Source organism: Bradyrhizobium sp. USDA 4510 (assembly GCF_054059095.1).
This window is the reverse complement of sequence record NZ_JBSSBT010000001.1, coordinates 548,251-573,676: the sequence shown is the minus strand read 5'-3', so window position 1 is coordinate 573,676 and position 25,426 is coordinate 548,251. Positions and strand designations below refer to the sequence as shown.

General features: G+C 61.4%; 12 protein-coding genes and 9 pseudogenes. 12 read left to right on the top strand and 9 right to left on the bottom strand.

Going from position 1 to position 25,426, the window contains the following annotated elements; all coding sequences use genetic code 11:
- Positions 1-292: 292 nt before the first annotated feature.
- Positions 293-939, bottom strand: a pseudogene (locus ACVMDN_RS02620) (peptidase S10); the annotation flags it as partial.
- An 8-nt stretch (positions 940-947) separates the two neighbouring features.
- Positions 948-2,293 (bottom strand): annotated as a pseudogene (locus ACVMDN_RS02615) (IS5 family transposase).
- Positions 2,294-3,868: 1,575 nt separating this feature from the next.
- On the opposite strand from ACVMDN_RS02615, the gene ACVMDN_RS02610 reads away from it, so the two are divergent.
- The 4 genes and pseudogenes from ACVMDN_RS02610 (at position 3,869) to ACVMDN_RS02595 (ending at position 13,388) form a co-directional block, all read left to right on the top strand.
- The gene (locus ACVMDN_RS02610) at positions 3,869-4,102 is read left to right on the top strand and encodes a hypothetical protein (protein WP_141713294.1); all 234 of its coding nucleotides are present in this window, start codon (positions 3,869-3,871) and stop codon (positions 4,100-4,102) included.
- Positions 4,103-4,362: 260 nt separating this feature from the next.
- A complete protein-coding gene (locus tag ACVMDN_RS02605; protein ID WP_456835761.1) occupies positions 4,363-10,737 on the top strand; it encodes a shikimate kinase in 6,375 nt (2,124 codons plus the stop codon).
- Positions 10,738-11,322: 585 nt separating this feature from the next.
- Positions 11,323-12,191 (top strand): annotated as a pseudogene (locus ACVMDN_RS02600) (site-specific integrase).
- Positions 12,192-13,388 (top strand): IS91 family transposase, encoded by a 1,197-nt coding sequence (locus ACVMDN_RS02595; protein ID WP_253603944.1) that lies wholly within the window; start codon positions 12,192-12,194, stop codon positions 13,386-13,388.
- Here ACVMDN_RS02595 and ACVMDN_RS02590 read toward each other — a convergent pair.
- Positions 13,383-13,556, bottom strand: coding sequence for a hypothetical protein (locus tag ACVMDN_RS02590; protein WP_225649129.1), 174 nt, complete (start codon positions 13,554-13,556; stop codon positions 13,383-13,385). The genes ACVMDN_RS02595 and ACVMDN_RS02590 overlap by 6 nt on opposite strands.
- Before the next feature lie 307 nt (positions 13,557-13,863).
- Between ACVMDN_RS02590 and istA the strand changes: the two are divergent.
- The 5 genes and pseudogenes from istA to ACVMDN_RS02565 all read left to right on the top strand — a co-directional run bounded on the left by istA (position 13,864) and on the right by ACVMDN_RS02565 (position 18,238).
- A pseudogene (gene istA / locus ACVMDN_RS02585) lies at positions 13,864-15,403 on the top strand (IS21 family transposase).
- 15 nt (positions 15,404-15,418) lie between these two features.
- Entirely contained in the window at positions 15,419-15,949 is a 531-nt protein-coding gene (locus ACVMDN_RS02580) for an ATP-binding protein (protein WP_456835762.1), read from the top strand.
- A 49-nt stretch (positions 15,950-15,998) separates the two neighbouring features.
- Positions 15,999-17,002: pseudogene (locus ACVMDN_RS02575) on the top strand (IS110 family RNA-guided transposase).
- 277 nt (positions 17,003-17,279) lie between these two features.
- Positions 17,280-17,525: pseudogene (locus ACVMDN_RS02570) on the top strand (ATP-binding protein); the annotation flags it as partial.
- A gap of 308 nt (positions 17,526-17,833) precedes the next feature.
- Entirely contained in the window at positions 17,834-18,238 is a 405-nt protein-coding gene (locus tag ACVMDN_RS02565; RefSeq protein WP_456843683.1) for a transposase, read from the top strand.
- Here the strand turns inward: ACVMDN_RS02565 and ACVMDN_RS02560 are convergent.
- Positions 18,135-19,158 (bottom strand): annotated as a pseudogene (locus tag ACVMDN_RS02560) (IS110 family RNA-guided transposase); the annotation flags it as partial. The gene ACVMDN_RS02565 and the pseudogene ACVMDN_RS02560 sit on opposite strands and share 104 nt — an antisense overlap.
- Positions 19,159-19,308: 150 nt before the next feature.
- Between ACVMDN_RS02560 and ACVMDN_RS02555 the strand changes: the two are divergent.
- Positions 19,309-19,782, top strand: coding sequence for a transposase family protein (locus ACVMDN_RS02555; RefSeq protein WP_309145041.1), 474 nt, complete (start codon positions 19,309-19,311; stop codon positions 19,780-19,782).
- The gene (locus ACVMDN_RS02550; protein WP_253609782.1) at positions 19,706-20,047 is read left to right on the top strand and encodes a transposase; all 342 of its coding nucleotides are present in this window, start codon (positions 19,706-19,708) and stop codon (positions 20,045-20,047) included. Before ACVMDN_RS02555 ends, ACVMDN_RS02550 begins: the two co-directional genes overlap by 77 nt.
- Here the strand turns inward: ACVMDN_RS02550 and ACVMDN_RS02545 are convergent.
- A protein-coding gene (locus ACVMDN_RS02545; protein ID WP_141343507.1) for an IS630 family transposase occupies positions 20,017-20,959 on the bottom strand; the annotation gives its coding sequence in 2 pieces (ribosomal slippage) (positions 20,017-20,619 and positions 20,621-20,959; 942 coding nt in all). The two genes, ACVMDN_RS02550 and ACVMDN_RS02545, sit on opposite strands and share 31 nt — an antisense overlap.
- Positions 20,960-21,139: 180 nt before the next feature.
- Positions 21,140-21,295 (bottom strand): hypothetical protein, encoded by a 156-nt coding sequence (locus tag ACVMDN_RS02540; protein ID WP_253603942.1) that lies wholly within the window; start codon positions 21,293-21,295, stop codon positions 21,140-21,142.
- A 59-nt stretch (positions 21,296-21,354) separates the two neighbouring features.
- On the opposite strand from ACVMDN_RS02540, the gene ACVMDN_RS02535 reads away from it, so the two are divergent.
- The gene (locus tag ACVMDN_RS02535) at positions 21,355-21,771 is read left to right on the top strand and encodes a hypothetical protein (protein ID WP_253603940.1); all 417 of its coding nucleotides are present in this window, start codon (positions 21,355-21,357) and stop codon (positions 21,769-21,771) included.
- Positions 21,772-22,058: 287 nt separating this feature from the next.
- On the opposite strand, the pseudogene ACVMDN_RS02530 reads toward ACVMDN_RS02535, so the two are convergent.
- From ACVMDN_RS02530 to ACVMDN_RS02520, 3 genes and pseudogenes are all read right to left on the bottom strand, one after another.
- Positions 22,059-23,258: pseudogene (locus ACVMDN_RS02530) on the bottom strand (IS256 family transposase).
- A gap of 147 nt (positions 23,259-23,405) precedes the next feature.
- A pseudogene (locus tag ACVMDN_RS02525) lies at positions 23,406-24,750 on the bottom strand (IS5 family transposase).
- A 179-nt stretch (positions 24,751-24,929) separates the two neighbouring features.
- A complete protein-coding gene (locus ACVMDN_RS02520) occupies positions 24,930-25,079 on the bottom strand; it encodes a hypothetical protein (protein ID WP_456835763.1) in 150 nt (49 codons plus the stop codon).
- Positions 25,080-25,426 lie beyond the last annotated feature (347 nt).

Genomic DNA, 25,426 nt, shown 5'->3' with positions numbered 1-25,426 from the left:
CAATCGACACACCAAGTCGTTGACTTTTTTTCATGCGCCTGACGAGCTGCTCCCATCGGTATCGGGCGCCGCATTGTGCTTGGAACGCTGCGATTACGTTCCACAACACGGGGTCATGTTGGAAGCCATTGAGAGATACCTGGTTCACACACGAAACTGGCCTCGAGCCATACCTGATTGAAGACGAAGGCGTCTGATGATCGGAGCGGGGCTAGGATTCCATCCGCATTTTGAGAAATCGTGGATGTTTGCGCGAACGCCAGGTTGCTTGTTACCGAGTCCGTCGGCGGCGTTACTTCATCATCACTTCGACTTCCGCGCGAAAAGCTTGCCGCGAGGCGTCTCGTGAATAGAACATGTGGCCGCCCGGAAAGACCACAAGTTTGATGCGCGGAGTGGAGGCAGATGGCGGCAATTGATCGAGCACGATTTGTGATCCGAAATACGGCGTGGCGAGGTCAAACAGCCCGTGCGCGACTAGACTAGCAATTTCATGTTCCGGTCCGTTGCCAGGATTTGCCGCAGCTCCGAAACTGACTCCGGAGGGCTGCGGCCGAAATCCCAAGCCTCCATGACCTTGGGGTTGCCCAGTTCATAGGAGCCGTCCGGCCGCCAGCTTAGTTTGCGTGTGAGGAGATCGACAGTGGCGCTGGTCAGAGGCGCCACCAGCGTATCGCCAGAGGGATCGCCGGAAAGTTGGAAATCGGACTCCGGATATGGATCGAGGCCACGCACAGATGCATCATACCGGCCGATCAACTTGCGGTTCTTACGGTCGAACTCGCGGCGGAACTCGGCGACTTCGAAGCGACCGGCGAGCCTACGACTGACCGCTTGGTCGATACCAGTCAGCGCCGCGACCTTGTCAGCCAGACGCGTAGTCGCTTCCTTATCCGCCTGGCCTTTGATGAGATCGACCAGAAACTCGCCGCGTACATAGTCGTCCGTTAACAAGCGGGGTCGAGGGCGACTGGGGTTGCGAAGGCGGGCCAAAGAGCGATCAGGATGAAGCGCAAGAGCTTCCTGAGCCAGGCGAGGATGCGGCGGAAGTTGTGGCCCATGGCTGAGAGGACGACGTTGGCGGCGTCTCCTGGCGGCCCTTGAGGTAGCAGCGGCCGAGGTGACCTTCGGCCTTCAGGTGTCCGATGATGGGCTCGATGGCGGAGCGGCGGCGCAGCTCGCGCTTGATGACACCGAAGACGCCGCGCTTCTGGCCGGAGATGAAGACGCGACGGGGATCTTGCGCGTCGTGGCCGCGGTATCCCTTGTCGACATAGGCGCGCTCGATCGCACAGCCGGTGAGTGTCTCGGTGCGGTCGATGGCGTCCCGCAAGGTGTGACCGTCGTAGGGGTTATCGGGCAGCGCCTTGGCGTGCAGCACGAACAGGCCCCCAGGAGCACGGCGGTTGTTGGTGACGATGGAGGCCTTCACCCCGAACTCGTAAGGAGCGCTGGCCTTACCCTTGCCGATGCACTCCACCTCCAGAGCATGGAAGGAATACAGCTTCCAGCCGCGCTGGCGCTGCTGCTGCGAACGGATCTGCGTGGCCCGGCTGAGCGGCAGTGCGAACGCGTTCTCGAGCGCTTCCTGCCCTTCGATCTTGCGGCGGATGTCGCGGATGATCCGGCCCAGTCGGCTACGCAGGATGCGCAACTGCCGCTGATGCCGCTTGAATTGCTTGGCATGGGCGTAGCGGGAAGCCATCATTGCCGCGGTCTTGGCAATGCGAAGATAGGATTGTCGCAGCTTGACCCCGTGCTTCCTCGCCAGGCGGTTGAGCCCCTTGATCGCCGCGTGCAGCAGCTTGGCATCGGTCGGGAAGGTGATGGCCTTCGGCTGCACGGTGGTATCGACCGTGACCCGCTTGAGGTCTTGGCTGCGTAACGCGCCGGTCTCGTGCGCCACCCGCAAACTCTCGGCCAGCAACAGTTCCAGCTTGTCGCCGAGCCGCTTGCGCCAGTGGCTCAGGTCCGAGCGCTCGTGCGGGAACGCGTGCTGAAAGAACTCTTCGCCGGTGAAGTATTGGAAATACGGGTCGTGGACCCAGCGCTCGCACAGCCCCTCATCGGACAGGCCGTAAATGTGCTTGAGCAACAGCAGCCCGATCATGAAGCGGGTCGCGATGCCCGGCCGACCGTTCTCGCTATAGAGCGGCGCGATCTCGCCGTCGATCCAGTCCCAATCGACCTTGCCGGCGAGTTGAACCAGCTCGTGCTTCATATTGATGATTTGGTCCAGCCTGGCCCGGAACAGATCGCCCGATCCCGTCGTCCTGTGCTTCTTCGGTCGCATCGCCACCTCCGATGCGCCGACGGAATCATGACTGGCGATTCGACGGAATCCTGAAAATGAAATTGCAAGGTTCCGATGCCCGAAGCTTCAAAATCCTGCAATCGCAAAACAGTCCGCAACGACAAATGCGATTCTAGCTCAATTGCTTAGCCGATCTTCACGGACGACCGCCTATCTCAGTCCGTCATCACCCAGCTTCCCGCATAGCTCGTTGACGGAAGCCTCCCAATCCTTGGCGAGACGTCGGCAGCGGTTGAGCCATGCCAACGTCTCGCCAAGGATTGGGAGGCCTCCAGAGTCGAGCTTGGCTCGGGTGCGCGTCGCCGCAAAGCCTATGACGGAAGAGCGACGAAAGTTCAGGAGTGCCACTCACGCGACATAGAGCGCAGAGCTTGAATCGGACCCTGCGTCAAGTTGTACAGTCCGCGCAGACGTGCCCGCGAAAGCACTGACGAATGAAGCAACCGTTTTCTTTTGTACTATGTTCTACTTTCGGTTTGCGGGCCCTAATCGGAGTTGCGCTTGCTGTCCGTCGCTCGACTGCACCATACACGATACTGATCGCGAGCCAGCCTCTAGGTGATCGGAATGGGCACATCATTGTCAGTCTTCAATACGCCTGTCGCGTTGCCGATGGGCAATCGAAGGGCGCAGGAATCGCGGCGATCGGTCAGCAAATGGGCAGCGAAAAGGGACGTACTTGGCTCCGCTTGCGTTCACCGCGAGCTCGAAGTCTCTTGTGCCTAAAGGGGAGCATGCAATTCAAAGAGCTTCGCGTGTTTGGCGGTCGCTGATTCGGCGAACCCATTCGGTAGTCATCAGACCACGAGGATAGCGGTCGAGCCGACAAGTGGCTGTCGCACTCGTCAGGGCAGGGCATCCAGGTACATTGGATAAAGATAATGAGACGCATTGACGAGGACGACAAGTCGCCCATTTCGGAATTTGGTGCCGCTGAAGGTCGAGGCGCTGACGGTTCGAGCGCTGGACCGGCTTGTGTTCCTGGTGAAGAGGGGCGATCGTTCAGTTCCATTGTGGATCGGATGCGTTCCGAGCTTGAGGATTCAGGTCCTTCGGATTCTCGCAGCATGCAGCGCGACAGCGGTGCAGGCCGATTTGCCGCTCCCTCCGCCGGCGCACATCGGCTCCTTGGGGCCGCGCTGCAGGGCGCAATCGGTGGAAGTCGTCGTCGTTTGCGCTCCTTGCCGGAATCCGGCTCGTCGCGAACTGATGGGGAACTGCGGCATGACGATCCAGAGGCGGAAAGCTCGCTAGGACGCCCTCTCCCGTCGCACGGGGGGGGTGGACCAGAAGGGGGACGCATCCAGAATGTCCAAACCCCGGGCCTGCAACGGCCTTATGGAACGTACCATGGGAGACCAAGGCGAGATGAGGGTTTCTCGCGTCAAAGTGGCGAGGAGCTCTGGCGCGACGATCGAGAGGCTGAAAGCTCGCACGCGAGCAGACCCCCACTGGATACGCAGTCCGTGTCTGAGGGAAGTGGCAGACCAGGAAGGTGGTACGTCGCCGATGCGCCTGCGCAACCATTCCAGCCTGGGAGCTCGGAGCGAGCCCGTGGAACTTATCGTGGCGCAGCCAATCTGGAAATTACTCCATCGGCTTCGGATGGTGACCGGCAACGCGCCGATCGGACCACTGACCGCCCGCAAACAGGCAGGCTGGCGCCGTATGGCCAATCCATCTCTGACCGAAGCGGCCGAACCGGAAGGTCGCATGTCGACAATGCTGCCCTGCAGAACGTCCAAGTTGGAATACCGGAAAGGCATTCTAGACGTTCGGATGAACTAAATGCCGCCTTGAGGGAAATCGCCAGCGCTCGCGACATCAGCGTTTTCTCACGCGCAGTTGTACGTTACAGCAAGCAGCTGGGAAGGCAGGATCTATCAGACTTTCTGCAAACCGCAGCTGCCCGTTTCGATGCTCGATTTGTGCCGCAGTTGGAGGAAAATATCCGGTTCTCGTGGGGGTACGCCACGACATGCAATGTGGTGAGCCGGGAAGCTGGAGGGGAGGCCGGCACAAGAGCTTGCCAGGCCTTAGCGGTTCGGATGTCGCGCCTCGACAAGGCGCTTATGAAGCAAATTGATCCCATCGCTCTTTCTCTGTTCGCATTATCGTTCGGCCGACATTCCTCGGCGGCGAGCTGTCGCGAGGCTGCCGTCGCCATCGCCGGTGAGGTGCCGTCCCAGCTCTCGCGTTTTGACCCGCAGGCGCTTTCGAACCTGGTGAACGGTTTCAGCAAATGGCCGGGCGCATCGGACTGTCGCGAGGCTGCCGTCGCAATCGCCGGTGAGGTGCCGTCCCAGCTCGCGCGTTTTGCTCCGCAGGCGCTTTCGAACCTGGTGAACGGCTTCAGCAAATGGCCGGACGCGGTGGGCTGTCGCGAGGCGGCCGTCGCAATCGCCGGTGAGGTGCCGTCAAAGCTCTTGCGTTTTGCCCCGCAGGAACTGGCGAACCTCGTGAACGGTTTCAGCAAATGGCCGGACGCGGCGAGCTGTCGCCACGCTGCCGTCGCAATCGCCGGTGAGGTGCCGTCTAAGCTCTTGCGTTTTGAACCGCAGCACCTGGCGAATCTGGTGAACGGTTTCAGCAAATGGCCGGACGCGGTGGAGTGTCGCGAGGCTGCCGTCGCAATTGCCGGTGAGGTGCCGGCCAAGCTCTTGCGTTTTGACCTGCAGCACCTTGCGAACCTGGTGAACGGTTTCAGCAAATGGCCGGACGCGGCGGGCTGTCGCGAGGCTGCCGTCGCAATCGCCGGTGAGGTGCCGTCGCAGCTCTCGCGTTTTGCCCCGCAGGCGCTGGCGAACCTGGTGAACAGTTTCAGCAAATGGCCGGACGCCGCGGGCTGTCGCGAGGCTGCCGTCGCAATCGCAGGTCAGGTGCCGTCCCAGCTCTTGCGTTTTGATCCGCAGGCGCTGGCGAATCTGGTGAACGGTTTCAGCAAATGGCCGAACGCGGCGGGCTGTCGCGAGGCTGCCGTCGCAATCGCAGGTCAGGTGCCGTCCCAGCTCTTGCGTTTTGACCCGCAGGCGCTGGCGAACCTGGTGAACGGTTTCAGCAAATGGCCGGACGCCGCGGGCTGTCGCGAGGCTGCCGTCGCAATCGCAGGTCAGGTGCCGTCCCAGCTCTTGCGTTTTGATCCGCAGGCGCTGGCGAATCTGGTGAACGGTTTCAGCAAATGGCCGGACGTGGTGGGCTGTCGCGAGGCTGCCGTCGCAATCGCAGGTAGGGTGCCGGCCAAGCTCTTGCGTTTTGTCCCGCAGCACCTGACGAACCTAGTGAACGGTTTCAGCAAATGGCCGGACGCGGTGGAGTGTCGCGAGGCTGCCGTCGCAATCGCGGGTCAGGTGCCATCCCAGCTCTTGCGTTTTGCCCCGCAGCACCTGGCGAACCTGGTGAACGGTTTCAGCAAATGGCCGGACGCGGCGGGCTGTCGCGAGGCTGCCGTCGCAATCGCAGGTCAGGTGCCGTCCCAGCTCTTGCGTTTTAACCCGCAGGAGCTGGCGAAGCTGGTGAACGGCTTCAGCAAATGGCCGGACGCGGTGGGCTGTCGCGAGGCTGCCGTCGCAATCGCAGGTCAGGTGCCGTCCCAGCTCTTGCGTTTTGACCCGCAGGCGCTGGCGAACCTGGCGAACGGTTTCAGCAAATGGCCCGAAGAAGCATTCACGGGCCAAGCGACGGTCGCAATCGCTCGCGAGGTCCGTCGCCGTGGCGATCAACTCTCCCATTTTACTCAGCAGGCGCTGGCGAATCTGGTGAACGGATTCAGCAAGTGGTCGGAAGACCCGGACACTTGCCAAGCCGCGGCCGTGATCGCGGGTGAGGTCGGTCGCCGCGCGCTCTCCGATTTCACGCCGCAGCAAATGGCACATCTGATAAATGGCTTCAGCAAGTGGCCCGACGACGCAGCGTGTCACCGGGCGCTGGTGGATGTCGCACGCGGACTAGGCCGCGCAGGCCAACGCTTCGGTACCTTCACGACGCCTCAGTTCGGCATGATCGCCAATGCCCTGGGGCGAAGTATCGTGAGAGGAGAGGAGGCGGGCGAGATCACAGAGACCGCTCTGCTGAAGGATCGCTTGCATCAGCTGGCCCATCACCTTCACTACGACAATGATCGGCTGGAGCAGAGCGATGTTCGGACCATCGCCAGCATTTTCAAGGCCTTGGCGAAGGCTCGGCTGTTCGAGGATCTGGGCTCGCTCGCCTCGACCGGGTTGGATCGGCTCAACGAATTGCATCGTGCCCCTGGTTTTGCCGCTGAGAATAACCTCGAAACCATGGGCAATCTCTGTGCCGCGCTGGTGCCGCTGGCGCGCAGCCCGCACCTGCGCTGGCACCGCAGAGTGGCTCTCCACTTGCTGAACGATCTCCAGCCGGTCGTGGAGCAAAAGATCGAGGCGCACTTCAATACAAGCGCGGCAGAGCGCATCCGTGGGCCGCGCGCGAGTCGCAATCCTGCCCTCTCGATCTATCAGATGCTCAAGGCTCGTGCAGTCCTGGCGAACATGTTCAAGCGACCGGTTATCGAGGGCAAGAAGGCCGATTTGCGGAAGAGGCAGCAAGAGCTGCGGCACGGTACCAAAGAGATCCTGGCCGGCACGCGCGACCTCATCCAGGGCGATCTTTCCAACATGAGCTGGAACCTGATCGCACAGATCGAGGCGGAGAGCCCGGTCGATGCGCTCGACACATTCGTCGAGCAAAACGCGGCAACGATCCGGGACAAATATCCTGCGTCCACATTCGATGTCCACGAGGTATTGCGAGCCATGGATCACGAGCCGAGGCCCCCACAGGGCGAAGCGGGTCTGATGCGGTTGCCGGTGGTGGACATGCAAGGACGGCCACTGGCCACAGAGTCCGAGACACGATACTCGGTTTTTCATCGGCTGACCTCAGGCGCGATCGAGGTGGTCGCCGTCCAGCTGCCGGCAAAGCCGAGCGCCCTCATGCTGGCGCGCACGCTCACCTACAAGGGGGTGCCGTACCGCATGGACCTGTTCGGCGGCAGCAAGTTGAAAGCACCAAGACCGACCGTGCTCGAAATCGCCGCCCATACTCCAGGCGGACCGGCAGCACCGTCTTCGGGGGGAAAACTGCTCGCCATTCCCTATGCCGAAACCGCGCCGGGGACGTCATTCGAGAAGCTGTTGCGGGCCTGGGCCCCGTTCAAGGAAGCCTATTGGTACACTCAGCGCAGGGGGTTTGCGGCGCCACCCGCAATCAAGGATCTGGGCCCTCACGATTACGCGCTGGAGGGCGCCTTCAAGCTGTTGCTGACGCCAGACCGCCCTACCAACGAGGAGCATCCGTTCAAATTGACTGGACCGGAAGGCCCGATTGCTTTGCGACCGCATGATGGCTGTGGCTTTATCAAGGCCTCGCTCGCCGAACGTATGCTCGCTATTCGCCGGGCCGGCCCCCAGGAAGGCCCCGATCGAATGCCGGCCTATGGTGAGGGAAGGAGATCGTCCGTTCCTGCCTCGGCGTTGCAACATTATCCGCGCAGTGAGCAGGTGGCCGACGAGGCTCGCGAAAAGGCCAAGAGCTGGCTGGACAGCAGAGGAGGGGAAAGCCTGATAGGCGAGCAGCTGTTTCGCATGGTGACGGCAGGCCACATCGATGCTCCCGGTGGCGTTGCCGTCCCGTCCAGTGATGATTACCTCCATGTGCCGAAGTGCAAGAGTGAGACGTTAACGGGAACGGGGGGCGTGCTGATCGGGCGATCTCCCTATGACAAGCCTAACCTGCGCCCACTCGCCGCCGAGCGAGTCAGGTCGGCAGCTGACGGGGATCCGACTGCGGCATTCCTCGATAGATGCGTGGCCATGCAATACAGTTTCAGTGTCGCCCAGAAGTCGCAGGAGGAGCTGGCGGCCGACGACCCGAGCTTCTTTGCCAAAGGCATTCTGATCGTGGTGCCGGATGGGATGTGGCCGGCCAACTACGCGGACCGCGGGCTGGTGATGTCGGCCGAAGACGTCAAGTGCCATTCGAGCTGGACCGAGCGCAAAGACCGTGCAAACGTAGACACGCCGGTCGACTGTGTGGGTATCCTGCAGGCGACCGAAGTGTTCGCTCCGGGGTCGTTGGTCGCCGTCCCGACCGGCGAGCAGAAAAAGCTCGACGGCGACTTCGACGGGGATACCGTCGTTATCATCGGCGATCGGCCGCAGCTGTATGAGCATGTTCGCCAGTTCGATGAGAAGGAACAAGCTCGCGGAGTTCGCTCGCTCAAGCCGCCGAAGTCGTATACCCCGGCGATCGAGGGCAACAATTACCAATTCAGTCGTGCCAGCCAGATCCTCGCGGCGACGCGGAACGCGTTGGAAATTTATAGCGGCCTGCAGCGGAGCTTTCTGGCGCAATCCCATCAAGCACGGCGTTGGTTTGCTGAGCGCGCGGTTTTTGGAACTTACGAGGGGTTTCATCACGAACTTCAGCGCGACATCCGTCAATTGCTGACCAAGGAGCAGGTGAGCGCCCAGGATGTCGAGCACATGCTCGATAGAGCGAGGCCCGAGATCAAGCTTGCAGACCATGCAGTCGCCCACGAAATTGCCGAGTTGCTCGTCAACGACCTCGAGGCGTGGGCAGCGAGCACAGCTGAGCAGATGCTGCCCGAAACATCCGAAAGCGTGAGCGACACCAAACTGACTGTGAGCCCAGCGCTTGCGGAGCTTTTCCCAAGCCTGGCGGAGACTTATCCGGCAGCCGCTCACCCACGCGACCGCATCCAGTCCTTGCTCGACCACTATCCTCCGCGCATCACTCCGCGGCCGGATGGGTACATTGCCGATGACCTCGTGCAAAGCGCGAGCAATCTTCTGAGCCTCGGGATCAAGGTCGGAACGGACGCCTTCAAGTCCGACACGAGTGTCCAGCTCTTCATGAAGAAAAGCGAATGGCTCCAGGGGCTCCTGCAGCAGACGCCAGGCCTGAAGTCCGTGCCCTATGTCAAGAGCATGGCGGCGACCCTCAACCACGGACGGTTCAATGTCGACACGACCCTGGAGGATCTGAAGGACAATCCCACATTGGCAGCTTCAATCATGGAGGCCTCTATTCATCTTGCTGCGGAGAAAGGGATTCTGCCTGGCTTTGGCCGACAGCCTGCCGAGGCTTCTGCCATCACGTTGACGCTAACTCGCGAGCAGGCTTCAGAGCGCGCCCAAATCGAGGTCGCGCGCGCCGCAGCCGAAGAGAAGGAGATCACTGTAGCAGCACGTCAGGTTGCCAAGGACCTTGAGCTGTTGGGCATCGATGTGAAGATGCCCCATCTCGACCGTCGGTTAAGATCGGAAAGCTCCCTCAGAGACCAACTCATGGAGGTGAATGATGCCCCCGAAGGCGCCTCACTGCTGATCAGCAGCGCCGTGCGCCATGTCTTCGAAGTGCCCGACAAGGATTTTGCACGTGCCTTCACGAAAGGCATTCTGGCGTTTGAGGAGCAAGGCTACGCCGAAATCAGCACAACCAACTGGTTCAGGATGAGCGCTCCGACGTTTGTCGGCATGAAGACTGTGCTCGCCACGCCGGATGGCTACCGATTCGAGGCGGAGTTCCATACGCCGGGCAGCTACAAGGCCAAAATTGCCAATCACGACACGTACAAGGAACTCCAGCGACGGCGCAGAGGCGATGCACCGGATCCCCGTAAGATGGAGCAGCTCACCCAGCGCGTGCGCGAGGTCTGCAAAGAAGTTGCGATACCGGAGGGTGTCAGAAACATTCCCCACTTTTCGATCGAAGGGGCGCGGACAGCTGGCGTCGGCGCAACCCTCGGGTTGCGATCTGCCCAACAGACCGCGACGCCCGAGCGATCACCGACTGCAAAGGAAGTTGTCGCTGCCCTCGACGGCCGGCCGATCGTGCTCGTCGGCATGCCCAGCTCCGGCAAATCCACTATCGGCCCACATCTTGCGCGAAGACTAGGGCTGCCTTTCATCGACACCGACAAAAAGATTGAGGCGATGACTCGCATGTCGATCACGGAGATTTTTGCGACCAAAGGGGAGCAGTACTTCAGAGACTTCGAGGCGAGTTTGATCGCGGAGTGTCTCGAGCGGGGACCCACGGTGCTCGCCACCGGTGGCGGCGCGTTCATGCGTGAGGAGACGCGGCACCGCGTCGCCAAGAAAGGGGTCTCGATCTGGCTCAATACCGACGCGGGTGAGATCAGGAAGCGCCTTGCTCGTGACATCACCCGCCCGCTGTTGCAGACCGAGGACCGGGAGGACAAGATCACGCAATTGATCCGCGATCGCGAACCGTTCTATCAACTTGCCGATCTCACCATCGTCCCGGGAAAGCGTAATAACAGGAGCGCGGATCAATGCTTGGTCGCGCTGCATGCCCATCTTTGCGGCGAGGCAAGCGCGGAGCGGATACCGTCCAATATCATGAGCGCGGCACCGTGATCTCGCCGCTCACCAGGTTGATTGTCGCAGCGATCGCACCTTTTAAATCCGCATGGCTTCGTGACCCTGATGAAACGGATTCATCAAGCGGCAAAAGGGATTCTAGTTCGGCCACCAACGCGGTCGCCAAGAAGGTCGTCGCTCGCGCCGAGCCAAGCAGGCCATTCTCGCCGCGGCAGAGGTGCTCCTGCTGAACGCGGGACAGGCTACCTGGGTCTCGTCAGCTTGTCGCAAAATCGACCTGTTAACATAAGAGGGGGGAAGTCCCGAGAGCCGTTCAGATGGCTCAATCGGAGCGCGGAATGAACCCTTTTAATGGTAACCGGCATGAGGGCCTCACCTCGCAGTGACGAAGCTTGTCTGCGATACCGGCTGGCAAGAGCTGATCGGTGGAGGTGGCGCGATGGCAAATGCCATGCTTGATGCCAGGTGCGTGTTCCAGCGGATCGTGATCACCGATTCCAGGCCATCGTGATCACCCATTGAACGAACCCGCTGCGCGGGAGGGCGAGGCCATTTATCTGAGAGGCATCTGTTTGAGAGGATTGGGCCGCAAGTCCGTTCCTCTTAATCCAGGAGTGCCTCATGGCCACGATGAGTTCGAGCCCGCTGCGCCGCCGCATGATCGAGGATATGACGCTGCGCAACTTATCACCGTCGACGCAGCAATCCTATGTGTACGCGGTTGCGAACTTTAGCCGACACTTCGGCCGATCACCTGACAAGCTCGGCCTTGAGCAGGTGCGCGCGTACCAACTGCACCTGATCGGGTTGAAGCGGTCGTGGACTCACATCAACCAAGTGACGTGCGCGTTGCGCTTTTTCTATGCGGTGACGCTCGGGCGCAAGGAGGCGATTGAGAACATTATTTCGGCCCGCGAGCCGATCAAGCACCGCTGGTGCTGAGTGCGGAGGAAGTCGCCCGTTTCCTGGAGGCTGTACCGGCCCTGCGCGACCGCGTTGCGCTGGTGACGGCCTACGCTGCCGGGCTACGGGTCGGCGAGGTCAGCCGCCTGAAGCCCAGCGCGATCGACAGCAAGCGCATGCTGATCCTGATCACCGCCGGCAAGGGCGGCAAGGATCGTTACGTGATGCTGTCGCCGCGGCTGCTCAGCATCCTGCGATCCTACTGGTGTCTGGCCAAACCGCGCCATTGGCTGTTTCCGGGGCGCAATCCGGACGATCCGGTGAGCGTCGCCACGCTGCAAGAGGCTTGCCGCAGAGCTCGGCAACATGCCGGCCTCGATAAGCGGGTGACGGCACATGTTCTGCGGCACAGCTTTGCTACTCACCTTTACGAGCGCGGGACTGATATCCGGCTCATCCAAGTCCTTCTTGGCCATGCGCGACTGTCATCGACGGAGCGCTACACGCAAGTCGCAACCAATCTGATCGCACGGGCCAGAAGTCCGCTCGACGATCTCGACGCACGATTGAGATCTCGGCCCGAGTAGGTGCCCGGCGCACGTCCGGCGTTCGAGGTGGCGGACATCTTCCGCCAGCACGGCCACGCGTTCCGCGTCGCCCACGCCGGGCACCTCAGCCGATCCCAGCTGCGCGTGATGGGCGCCATCGAAGCGTGCCGGACTGCCGCGCTCGGTGGTCACGTCGAGTGCTGTGTCGACTGCCGGCACCAGCGGATCTCCTACAATAGCTGCCGCGACCGTCATTGCCCGAAGTGCCAGAGTACGGCAGCCCGCGAGTGGCTCAGCGCCCGCGCTGCCGACCTGTTGCCGGTCGAGTACTTCCATGTGGTGTTCACGCTGCCGGCGCCGGTGGCGGCGATCGCCTATCACAACAAGGCGACCGTCTACGCGATGCTGTTCGAGGCAGCGGCTGAGACTTTGAAGACGATTGCGGCCGACAAGCGGTACCTCGGCGCTGAGATCGGTGCGATCATGGTGCTGCACACCTGGGGCCAGACGCTGACCCATCACCCGCACGTCCACTGCATCGTGCCGGGCGGCGGGCTGTCGGCGCACGGCGATCGCTGGATCGCCTGCCGACCGGGCTTCTTTCTGCCGGTGCGCGTGCTGTCGCGTCTCTACCGCCGGCTGTTCCTGGAGAAGCTGAGGGCTGCTTATCGTGCCGACAAGCTGCGTTTCTTCGGCAATCTGAAGCACCTCAGCGATCATTCAGCGTTCGATACAGTCCTTACGTCGCTGCGCCGCATCAAATGGCTGGTCTACGCCAAGCGACCTTTCGCCGGCCCCAAGCAGGTTCTCGCCTATTTGGCTCGCTACACGCACCGCGTTGCCATCTCCAATCACCGGCTTCTCGCAGTCGATAATGACGGCGCCACCTTCTCTTGGCGCGACTATCGCGACGGAGCACGGATGAAGTCGATGACGCTCGCGGCCGACGAGTTCATACGGCGGTTCTTGTTGCACGTCCTGCCCGATGGTTTCCAGCGCATCCGCCACTATGGATTTCTCGCTAACGGGCATCGCCGTGCCAAGCTCATGCTGATCCGTCGCTTGCTTGCGGCAACGCCACCTTCGATTGCTGATCAGGCGCCCGAGCAGCAGCCTGCGTGCGCAGTCGCAGACACATCCGAACGACCGCCATGTCCCTGTTGCGGAAGCCGCATGGTCGTTATCGAGATCCTTCCCGGACCTCGTCGGGGTAATCGGACGCCGGACACCTCATGAACCCAATCGCGCACGATAGTTTTCGCCGATATCACTGCTACCACCGCTCTGGCCGACAGCGGGTCGGTGCTCGCCCAGCCATGCTGCAATTGCCGTTGCAAGCACGATTCCGCTCTTATTGCACACCGAGCCGGCCGAGCCGACTCGGCTGCGCACCAATCTGTCCATTTACCCATCCCCAACTGATCGCGGATCGCGCACGTCTGCGGCGCCCTCAATCCCCATAACCGCTTGACCTCCCGGCCCGCGGCTTCGTTCAACCCGGCTTGAGCTGCGTCGCGCTCGTGCCTGGGTCGCGCATCCTCAAGCGCGACCCAGCTCAACCCTAGAGATTCCAGAGCATCGTGATCACCATTTCCAGCCGATCGTGATCGCTATTTCCAGCGATCATGATCGGGGCAACCAGGAGGCGCATACCGCTGACAGTCTGTAACCCGGGTAGCTTGGTCTTTTGCCTAAACCGCAGAGGATCGAGATGCCGACCGAGAGACTGTCCATGCGCCACATTCGTGAAGTTCTACGCCTGCATTACAGCGTCGGCATGTCGCAACGCGCCATTGCCCGCAGCCTTGGCTTGGCCCCGGGCACGGTCAGCAAGTACCTCAACCGAACCCGCCGCGCCGGCCTGGCCTGGCCGTTGCCTCCGGAGCTGGATGACGATGTCCGGCTCGAGAACCGCCTGTATCCGCCACCATCCGATCGGCCCAGCGACGAGCGTCCGCAGCCGGATTGGGCACTCGTGCATCGCGAGCTGCGGCGCCCGAACGTTACGCTGATGCTGTTGTGGGAGGAGTATTGCGACGCAAGTGCCGACAGCTTCAGCTATTCGTGGTTCTGCGAGCGTTACAAGGAATGGGCCGGCCGCCTCAAGCCGACCCTGCGCCAGGTCCATGTCGCTGGCGAGAAGCTGTTCGTCGACTATTCCGGACACACCATGGAGGTGGTTGACGGGCTCACCGGCGAGGTGCGCAGCACGCAGATCTTCGTCGCCGTGCTCGGCGCCTCGAACTACACCTACGCCGAGGCCAGCCTCAGCCAGAGCCTGCCGGACTGGATCGCCTCCCACGTTCGTGGCCTTTGCCTATTTCGGCGGCGTGGCGCGACAGACGGTGAGCGACAATCTCAAGGCTGGCATCATCAGGGCCTGCTTTCACGAGCCGATGGTCAACCGGACCTATGCCGATCTCGCCCGCCATTACCGCACCGCCATCGTTCCGGCGCGGCCATATCGGCCGCGCGACAGAGCCAAGGTCGAGGTCGGGGTCCAAATCGTCGGGCGATGGATTCTGGCGCGTCTGCGCAACCGCCGCTTCTTCTCGCTCGCCGCCCTTAACGAGACAATCCATAGCCTCCTTATCGAACTGAACCGTCGACCTCTCCGGAGCTGGGGGCGAAGTCGGCGCGAGCTGTTCGAGGAGCTTGATCGTCCGGCGCTTACTGCCTTGCCGGATGAACCGTACCAGTATGCCGAGTGGAAGCGCTGCCGGGTCAACCTCGATTATCACGTCGAGATCACCAAGCATTACTACAGCGTTCCTCACAACCTCGTGCATCGGGAGCTCGAGGTTCGCATCACCCAAAAAACCGTCGAGGTCTTCCTCCGTGGCAAGCGCGTGGCCTCGCATCTGCGCAGCACCTTGCCGCATCGCCCGACCACGATTTCCGAGCATATGCCGAGCTCGCATCGCCGCTATCGGGACTGGACCCATGAGCGTATTCGTTCGGAAGCCGCTAAGGTCGGTCCCGACGACGACACTCTCATTGATGTCATCCTGCGGTCGCGGCCGCATCCGGAACAGGGCTTCCGCTCAGCCATCGGCATTCTCGGACTGGTCAAGCGCTATGGCCAGGAGCGCGTCGACGCCGCCTGTGCCCGTGCCCTTCTGCTCAACGCCCGTTCGTACAAATCGGTCGCTGCCATCCGCAAGAACGGCACCGACAGAACCGCTCCGCCCGCCGAGGAGGCGCCCATCCTCTTCCACGCCAACATTCGTGGCCGCAGTTACTACAATTGATCAGGAGAGACCAGCATGCTCATTCACCCCACCGTCGATCGCTTGCGCGCCCTCGGCCTCGCCGCCATGGCCGATACCCTCGCCGAACTGCAGAACAATCCCGAGGCGGCCGGAATGCCGCACGCCGATTGGCTCGGCCTCCTCGTCGATCGCGAGGTCACCGCCCGTGACAACCGCCGCCTCACGCGCCGCTTGACCAGTGCTAAACTCCGTCAAGCCGCCGCCATCGAGAACGTCGACTATCGCACCGCCCGCGGCCTTGTTCGCTCTTCCAAACCCTCGCCACCTGCCAATGGATCCGTGATGCCAACCATCTGGTCATCGTCGGCCCAACCGGCACCGGCAAGTCCTGGCTTGCGTGTGCGCTCGGCAACAAGGCCTGCCGCAACGGCTTCTCCGTGCTCTACAAGCGGGCATCCCGCCTGTTCGCCGATCTCGCCCCAGGCGCGCGGCGAAGGCCGTCTGGCGCGCCTGATCACCGCGCTCGAGCGCGTCAATCTCCTCATCCTTGATGGTGTGGACGGCCTCACCTCAACGGCATCATAGTGCCAAGGCGTGGTCGCCAGAGCGCCACAAAGAAGGAAGACCGTCCGCTATGAAATTTATCAGAATAGGCGTTGATCTCGCCAAAAACTATTTTCAGGTTCACGCGCTATCTAGCGAGGATGCACCAGCCGTAAAGCGCAAGCTGACGCGCCGGACAATGCGCGAGTTTTTCTCGAAGATCGAGCCCTGCCGCGTTGGCATGCAAGCTTGCGGCTCAGCGCACTATTGGGCGCGCGAATTGAAGGCCATGGGGCATGATGTGTCACTGATGCCGCCAGCCAAGCGAGGTAAGAACGATGCCGTGGATGCGGAGGCCACCTCTGAAGCAGTCTCGCGACCTGCAATGCGTTTTGTGCCGGTCAAGAGCGCTGATCAGCAAGCGACCCTGATGCTGCACAAGGCGCGCGAGCTGCTCGTCAAACAGCGAACGATGAGCGTAAACGCTCTACGCGGCCACCTAGCCGAATTCGGACTTGTCGTCGCCAAGGGCACCGGCCGCGTCAACGAGCTTTTAGGCCTTGCAGAAGGCGACACGACTCTTCCGGACGCCGCTGTCATGGCTGCAAAGGTTCTCGGTCAGCAAATTGATGCGCTCGGAAGCGCGCTCGATGATCTAGAGAGGGAGATCGCCAAGGCCCACGCGCGAAGCGAGACGAGCCGTTCGCTCGGCGAAATTCCCGGCATTGGCAAGCTTGTTGTCTCGGTAATTGCAGCCAGTGTACCGGACCCAAGCGTATTCAATTCGGGGCGGGATTTTGCTGCCTGGCTGGGGCTGACGCCACGGCAAATTTCGAGTGGGGGTAAACCGACTCTCGGAAGCATCACCAAGGCGGGTAATCGATATATAAGGAAGCTACTGGTTCTCGGAGCAACATCGCTTCTAAACGTTGTGGAAAAAGCCGCGGCGGCTTGCGCGACTGGATTGTCGGGCTGTTGGCGAAAAAGCCGGCGCGGCTTGTGACCGTTGCCCTTGCCAACAAGCTGGCTCGGATCATCTGGGCAATGATGAGAACCGGAGAATGCTTTCGCACCGAGATGTTCGCGAAATCCTGAGCGTCAGTTTCGCCAGCCGCGTCCAAATCAAAGAGTTCTAAGCTTGGTAAGTGCAAGAAAGGCATGACGAAAGACAACGGTCGCCACCGAAAACCAGGAAAACCCCGACCAGTCGTGTGAGCTCCAAAGCTCGCATCCTTGATGTGACCCCTTGGTTGTCGGACTTCATCAGGGCCCGCGGAGATATGATCCACGCTAAAGGCCGGACATACGATCGCAGCCGTCCAAGTCGTTCGAAGTGCCAAATTGTGCTTGCCATCAGAGGCCGTCCACATATGACGACTGGGGACCCGAACCGCTCACCGCCGACCAGCGCCGTGATCTGCTTGAGATCGTCGACGATCGCTACGACAAGGGATCCTTGTTGATCACAAGTCAGGTCCCCGGGTCGCAATGGCACGACGTCATTGCCGATCCCACCCTGGGCGATGCGATATTGGACCGCATCATTCACTATGCGCACCGCCTCGAGCTCAAAGGCGACAGTCTGCGGCGTCAGGCTGGCGAAAAGAAAAAGCCGTGAGTACCTCGCGCACGATCGCTCCGCCGGTCCACAAGCCCCTCCCGTGCGCGTCGCTCCGTCGCTCGTGGGGGCACTCCGCGCCGCGCACGGCCCCTCCCATGGACCGTCGGAACGATCTCCAAGCCAGCCCGCCAGCCTTGACCAGGAGGCCATTTCCAGCACGCATAAACCCGTCAGCCGTGTTCGTCTCCGAACCTGATCACGATCACTGGAATCCGTGATCACCATCGCCTAGAACACCTGATCACCATCCCTGGAATGCGCATGCCAGGCAGGAAGGTGACTCTTATCGCCGCGTTGAGTGATCACTGGGGATCGCCGGCGGCGACGGACGGACGAGCGAGAAGAAGGCCCGGATCGCGGCAGAGAGCTTTGAGGAGGGGGCGAACATCTCCGAGGTGGCGCGGCGCGATGGCGTTTCTCGCGGACTGCTCACGGTGTGGCGACGCCAGGTAGCGGCGGCGCTGGCCGGCAAAGCCCAGAATTTCGTGCCTATCCAAATTGGCGCCGAGAGCGATGGCGGGAGGGTTGGCAAGTCCGAGTGTATTTCGCCGGTACAGACGAAGCCCGTGGAGATTGCCACGCCGCCGGCCAAGGTCTGTGGAGTGGTCGAGATCGAGGTGAACGGGGCGCGCATCCGGGGCGAGCCCGGGGGTGGAACTGGCGACTCTTGTTCGCCAGGGCGATCGCCACCAGCATGCGTGGCTTCCTGACGAGAATCTGCGCAAGCCATGAGCCTTTGGGGATCGACTTGCGCCCCAGCCAGTTCGCTCGCGACATAGCCCCCACGATAAGTAATTGGCGAATGTCCGCCTGTCCCTCTCTCGAAACGCGCCCAAGCCTTTCCTTTCCTCCGGAGGAATGTTGCCGCGGGACTAAGCCGAGCCAAGCTGCGAAGTCTCGACCACATTTGAAAGTTGTCATGTCGGGCGCGAAAGCCTCGATCGCCAGCGCGGTCAGCGGACCGACTCCTGGCATTGTTTGCAGCCGGCGCGCCGCTCGAGTCCGCGCCGCCAACTTCTTGAGTTGCTCTGTCTTGGCATTCCGTCTTCTGGGTAATTTGATCAATGAGACTCCAGCATTCCTCCCGAACTAGTTCCGGCAGATCGACGTTCGGCTCCTTGAGGATTGCGGCAATGCGTTTAAGTTGTTCGATGCCTTATGGGACGGTATGACCAAATTCGTAAACAGCAGCACGTAATGCGTTGACTCAATCAGTATGCTGACGAACAAGCCGCTGCCGACTCCGAAACAACATTGCTCTGGCCTGCTGCTCTTCCGATTTCGGCTCGACGAAGCGCATCTCTGGGCGCTGTGCAGCGATTACTATTGCTTCGGCATCAGCCGCGTCGTTTTTTTGGCGCTTCACGAAAGGCTTCACGTATTGCGGCGCGATCAGTCTAACTTCATGGCCGAGCTTAACCATCTCTCGTGCCCAATAGTGAGCGCTGCCGCAAGCTTCCATCACCACCATTGCCGTTAAGTGCTCCGCCATGAACTTCCTGAACTGTGGCCGAGACAGCTTCTTTCGAAACTTGAGATGCCCAGTTGTTGATGCGCCGTGGAGCTGGAAGACATTCTTCGCCAGATCTACCCGGATTATAGCGCGACAATCAGGGGTTCTTCCGCACATTTGGTGCAGGGTGTGGGATTCACGGACAGTGCGAATAAGGGGATAAGGTTGGAATCGCAGTCGACGCCGTGATTCGCCTTGCTCCAAGCCTTCCGCTCGCTGATTTCCCCCGAGCTTTTGATTGTCCAGATACTTCCCCAAACTGACAGGGTGGTACTCGTGACTCGACCGAAGGCAGCGGTCGTGCTCTGTCCCTGTTGCAGCTACCAAACTCGTCAGGTCCACAGCCACTACACGCGACTGTTAGCCGATCTGCCATGGCAGGGTCAGGTGGTCGAAATCCGTCTTCAGGCGCGACGGTTTCGATGCGCGAACCCCGGATGCCTGCGCCGAATATTTACCGAGCGACTACCGACGACAGTACGGCCGAGAGCGAGACGAACAATCCGTCTCGGCGAGAGCCAATTGGCGATCGGCTTTGCTGTGGGCGGAGAGCCCGGCTCGCGCCTGTCGCACAAACTCGCCATGCCGGTTAGCGGCGATACCTTGCTGCGGATGGTTCACTCGGCCCCCTTTACCGGATTTTGCTGCTCCGACTGTCGTCGGCATCGACGATTGGGCTTGGCGTCGTGGCCAAGGATATGGAACGATTATCTGCGATCTGGAGCGCAATTGCGTGCTTGATCTGCTTCCGGATCGCAACGCCGACAGTGTTGCTCGCTGGCTGAAGAGCTGGCCGGGGATCAAGATTTCGGCCCGCGATCGTGCGGGTCTTTATGCTGACGGCGCACGCTGTGGTGCGCCCAACGCAGTTCAGGTCGCGGACCGATGGCACTTACTTAATAGCTTAGGGGACGCCTTGCGTCATGCGGTCGGTCGCCATCGTCACAATCTAGAGCATTTTCCACATGATGTGGATCATCTGGTGTATCCAGCATGCCTAAAGTAGTTGGCACACATCTGCGGCGCAAACGACTTGACGAGTTTGCCGATGAGTTTGAGCAGGGCTTGGACCGTGCGGGTGGCGCCTTTGCGCAGCGCAGCTTTCAACCGGGAGAAGGCCTGTTCGATTGGATTGAGGTCGGGCGAGTAGGCCGGCAGATAACGCACGCGGGCGCCGACAGCCTCGATCGCCTCGCGGACACCGGCGATCTTGTGAGTGCGCAAGTTGTCCATGAAGACGATGTCGCCCTTGCGCAAGGTCGGCGCCAGGACTTGCTCGACATAAGCCAGGAACGAGGGCCCATCCATTGCACCGTCGATGACATAGGGCGCCGTGAGGCCATCGATGCGCAGCGCGGCGACAAGCGTCAGCGTCTTCCAGTGACCATGGGGCACGCCAGAGACGAGGCGCTCACCGCGAGGAGAGCGCCCATAGTGCCGGACCATCTTCGTCGTGACCGCAGTCTCGTCGATAAAGATGAGGCGCGGTGCACGCAGCTTGGGCTGCTCGGCTTTCAGCGCGGCACGCTCGGCAGCGACGTCAGGTCGATCCTGCTCGGCGGCGTGCAGTGTTTTTTTTGAAGGTGATGCTGTGACGGTCGAAGAAACGCCAGATCGAACCGATGCCGGCCTTTTGCTTTCTCTGAGAGCGCAGACGCGCGCGGATCTCCTCGAGCGTCAGGTCCGGCTCCGCGGCGATCAGCTCGATCAGCCACTGCTTGTGCTGCTCCAACGGCGAGCGGCTGTGCCCGGTGCCGGGCTTGGCCTCAACGTTTCCGGTCTTCCTCCAACGATCCATCCATCGGATCGTAGTCGAAGCGCCGAGATTGAGAATGCGCGCAGCCTCACGTGCGCTTTCGCCGGACTCAACAAGCTCAACCGCACGCACCCTGAGGTCCTTGGAGTATCCCTTCGCCATCGCATGCCCCGCATGTTGTCGCGGGCAACACCGAATCTGATTTGCGTGCCCGTGGGAATCCCCTTTGACTGTTCCGATTCACCTCAACTGGAAACCGCTCTAGCCGCAGCGGTGCAAATCATGGCCGCCGCAAAAACTCCGATCACCGGCGTGTCCGCGCCAGCGCCGGGCCTTGCACAATTACGAGCGGATAGACGAGCTGCGCGACGCGAACGTTGGGATGAAATTTGTCGCCTCCGCGCGCAAGGTTGTCCGACATCCGGCATCGGCAAACTGCTCGGTATCGACAGGCGCACTGTCCAGCGCTGGCTCGCCGCCGGCGGCGAGCCAGAGCATTCGCGTCCTCATAGACCCTCGCATCTTCTCGCGCCCTTCGAGGCATGGCTTGAAGCGCGATGAGCCTCAGGCAGCCGGGTGGGTCACAGCTTTGGCGGGAGCTTCAGCAGCAGGGTTATATCGGAAGTCGGGTGACGATAGCGCGATGGGCCGCGAACAGGCGTGAACGTGAAGCCCTTGAAGGAGCAGCACAACCGCCCCCGACCTGGAAAGCTCCTACACGTCGTCGCTGTGCTTGGTATTTGAGCCAGAATCTGGATCAGATCGATGCTGAAGCCAAGCTGTTTCTCGGACACCTGTTTGCGCAAGCGCCGGAACTCGCCACGGCAGCCGAGCTGGCGAAGCGATTTGTGTCCCTTCTCGGCGGCGGCGACATCGCCGAGCTCGATGAGTGGATCGCGCAAGCAGCCAACAGCGAGCTCAAGAGCTTCGCCAACGGCATGCGCGCGACGTCGACGCCGTCCGCGCAGCAATAACCACGTCCTGGACAACCAGTCCTGTCGAAGGCCAGATCAGCAGGATCAAAGCCATCAAACGACAGATGTATGGTCGCGCAAGTTACCCGTTACTGCGTCGACGCGTGCTTCTGGCCGCCTGAAATCGACCGACCTTCCGTTGCTCTCGATGCACCAAATGTGCGGAAGAACCCAATCAGGATGAGAGCGGAGTCTCACCTTGATCGCCGCCGCGCACCGGATCGTGCCCCGGGGCGTGGTGTAGCTGATTGCGGTTGGACCGCGTTCGCCGGCAGGGGCCGGATCGGTCAGCTGGCGATTGCCGGGAAGCTGACGGCGGGATCATCGCCCAAAGGCGTGATGGTTTCCAGCGTCATGTAGCGACCGCGCTGGACGGCCTACTCGTCGTTCTGCTCGAGCAGGATTGCGCCGACCAAGCGTGTGATGGCGTCCTCATTTGGGAAGATGCCGACCACTTCGGTTCGCTGCTTGATCTCGCCATTGACGCGCTCGAGCGGATTGGTCGAGTGCAGCTTGGCCCGATGCGCAGCAGGGAAGCTCATATAGGCCAGCACGTCGGTCTCGGCCTCATCCAGGAAGACCGCGAGTTTCGGCAATTTGGGACGCAGTTGGTCGGCAATGCGCCGCCACTGCGCCCGCGCCGCCTCAGCATCGTCCTGGGCAAAAGCGGTGGCAATGAAGGCGGAGACGACGCGTCGCCCGCTCTTGCCGGCGTGCGCCAGCGCGTTGCGCATGAAGTGCACGCGGCAGCGCTGCCAGCTGGCGTTGAGAACCTTTCCGACAGTGGCCTTGATCCCCTCATGGGCGTCGGAGACGACCAGCTTGACGCCGCGCAGGCCGCGCCGGGCGAGCTTGCGCAGGAATGCGGTCCAGAACGTCTCGGCCTCGGACGGACCGATGTCCATGCCGAGAACCTCGCGCTGGCCGTCGCTGTTGACCCCGACCGCGATGATCACCGCGACCGATACGATGCGCCCGTTCTGGCGCACCTTCACATAGGTGGCGTCGATCCACAGGTAGGGCCAGTCGCCCTCGATCGGCCGGTTTAGAAAGGCCTTCACCTTGTCGTCGATCTCGGTACACAGCCGCGACACTTGGCTCTTTGAGATGCCGCTCATGCCCATGGCCTGCACCAGGTCGTCGACCGAGCGGGTGGAGACGCCCTGCACATAGGCCTCCTGCACCACTGCCGTGAGGGCCTTCTCCGCCATCCGCCGCGGTTCGAGGAAGCCCGGGAAGTAGGATCCTTTGCGAAGCTTGGGGATGCGCAGCTCGACCGTGCCGGCGCGGGTCTCCCAGGTCCGGTCGCGGTAGCCATTGCGTTGGGCCAGCCGCTCCTGGCTCTTCTCCCCGTAGGCTGCCCCCGTCAGTCCCTCGACCTCGAGCTCCATCAGCCGGTGGGCGGCAAAGCCGATCATATCGCGCAAAAGATCGGCATCAGGGGTCTTCTCCACGAGTGCACGCAGGTTCATCATGTCGTCGGTCATCGGTGGTTCCTCGAATCAGGTTGGTGTCGCAACCCAAACCTTACCGACGAATCATCGGTGACCACCCGCAAAGCCGCTCGCTCGCTACGGCGCTATTGGGGAGCGCGCGTCGCGAGCGGCTTTGCTAACCAGCTACATAGTCGTCCGTTAACAAGCGGGGTCGAGGGCGACTGGGGTTGCGAAGGCGGGCCAAAGAGCGATCAGGATGAAGCGCAAGAGCTTCCTGAGCCAGGCGAGGATGCGGCGGAAGTTGTGGCCCATGGCTGAGAGGACGACGTTGGCGGCGTCTCCTGGGCGGCCCTTGAGGTAGCAGCGGCCGAGGTGACCTTCGGCCTTCAGGTGTCCGATGATGGGCTCGATGGCGGAGCGGCGGCGCAGCTCGCGCTTGATGACACCGAAGACGCCGCGCTTCTGGCCGGAGATGAAGACGCGACGGGATCTTGCGCGTCGTGGCCGCGGTATCCCTTGTCGACATAGGCGCGCTCGATCGCACAGCCGGTGAGTGTCTCGGTGCGGTCGATGGCGTCCCGCAAGGTGTGACCGTCGTAGGGGTTATCGGGCAGCGCCTTGGCGTGCAGCACGAACAGGCCCCCAGGAGCACGGCGGTTGTTGGTGACGATGGAGGCCTTCACCCCGAACTCGTAAGGAGCGCTGGCCTTACCCTTGCCGATGCACTCCACCTCCAGAGCATGGAAGGAATACAGCTTCCAGCCGCGCTGGCGCTGCTGCTGCGAACGGATCTGCGTGGCCCGGCTGAGCGGCAGTGCGAACGCGTTCTCGAGCGCTTCCTGCCCTTCGATCTTGCGGCGGATGTCGCGGATGATCCGGCCCAGTCGGCTACGCAGGATGCGCAACTGCCGCTGATGCCGCTTGAATTGCTTGGCATGGGCGTAGCGGGAAGCCATCATTGCCGCGGTCTTGGCAATGCGAAGATAGGATTGTCGCAGCTTGACCCCGTGCTTCCTCGCCAGGCGGTTGAGCCCTTGATCGCCGCGTGCAGCAGCTTGGCATCGGTCGGGAAGGTGATGGCCTTCGGCTGCACGGTGGTATCGACCGTGACCCGCTTGAGGTCTTGGCTGCGTAACGCGCCGGTCTCGTGCGCCACCCGCAAACTCTCGGCCAGCAACAGTTCCAGCTTGTCGCCGAGCCGCTTGCGCCAGTGGCTCAGGTCCGAGCGCTCGTGCGGGAACGCGTGCTGAAAGAACTCTTCGCCGGTGAAGTACTGGAAATACGGGTCGTGGACCCAGCGCTCGCACAGCCCCTCATCGGACAGGCCGTAAATGTGCTTGAGCAACAGCAGCCCGATCATGAAGCGGGTCGCGATGCCCGGCCGACCGTTCTCGCTATAGAGCGGCGCGATCTCGCCGTCGATCCAGTCCCTATCGACCTTGCCGGCGAGTTGAACCAGCTCGTGCTTCATATTGATGATTTGGTCCAGCCTGGCCCGGAACAGATCGCCCGATCCCGTCGTCCTGTGCTTCTTCGGTCGCATCGCCACCTCCGATGCGCCGACGGAATCATGACTGGCGATTCGACGGAATCCTGAAAATGAAATTGCAAGGTTCCGATGCCCGAAGCTTCAAAATCCTGCAATCGCAAAACAGTCCGCAACGACAAATGCGATTCTAGCTCAATTGCTTAGCCGATCTTCACGGACGACTACATACACCACTATGTGGGACACGACCGACGACCGGGAAGAGTCTTGGTGAAGTCCTCAGCACCCAGTTTCCTGAAGATCACGTTCTTCAGCAGGAACGCAGCCGCGATACCCTGCTTGGTATAGTCCGAAAGATTGTAGGCGATCTTGGGACGCGGCAAACCGAGAAGGTCCTGAACCTCGCCCGCAGCACGGTCTACTATGAACCTCGGCCAGTTTCGGCCGAGGACTGTGTTGCGGCGTGGGGTCTCAACCATGATCGGCGTGGGGATCCCATCGTTTCAATTCAATGAAATCAATGGCCTGAAGGGGCCCGACGACGCCGATGGGGGGCATTTTTCGATCAGCATTCACAGCCTACGCCGCGTTCGAGTTCCCGAGGTGCGGGCGCCACCGGAAGCCGCTACCTTTCCGCTGTCGACGGATACGACGCCGATCATCCCGCTCGAGGCGAAGAGACTGTTCGGCCCGATCCCTCGGGGCGATATCGACAATCAACCTTGTGAGC

Excerpts from the sequence above, each read along its gene's own strand:
- ACVMDN_RS02580 (WP_456835762.1), top strand. The coding sequence starts at position 15,419 with ATGCTCATTCACCCCACCGTCGATCGCTTGCGCGCCCTCGGCCTCGCC.
- ACVMDN_RS02535 (WP_253603940.1), top strand. The coding sequence starts at position 21,355 with ATGAGCCTCAGGCAGCCGGGTGGGTCACAGCTTTGGCGGGAGCTTCAG.
- ACVMDN_RS02605 (WP_456835761.1), top strand. The coding sequence starts at position 4,363 with ATGTCGCGCCTCGACAAGGCGCTTATGAAGCAAATTGATCCCATCGCT.
- ACVMDN_RS02590 (WP_225649129.1), bottom strand. The coding sequence starts at position 13,556 with ATGGACAGATTGGTGCGCAGCCGAGTCGGCTCGGCCGGCTCGGTGTGC.
- ACVMDN_RS02540 (WP_253603942.1), bottom strand. The coding sequence starts at position 21,295 with ATGCTCTGGCTCGCCGCCGGCGGCGAGCCAGCGCTGGACAGTGCGCCT.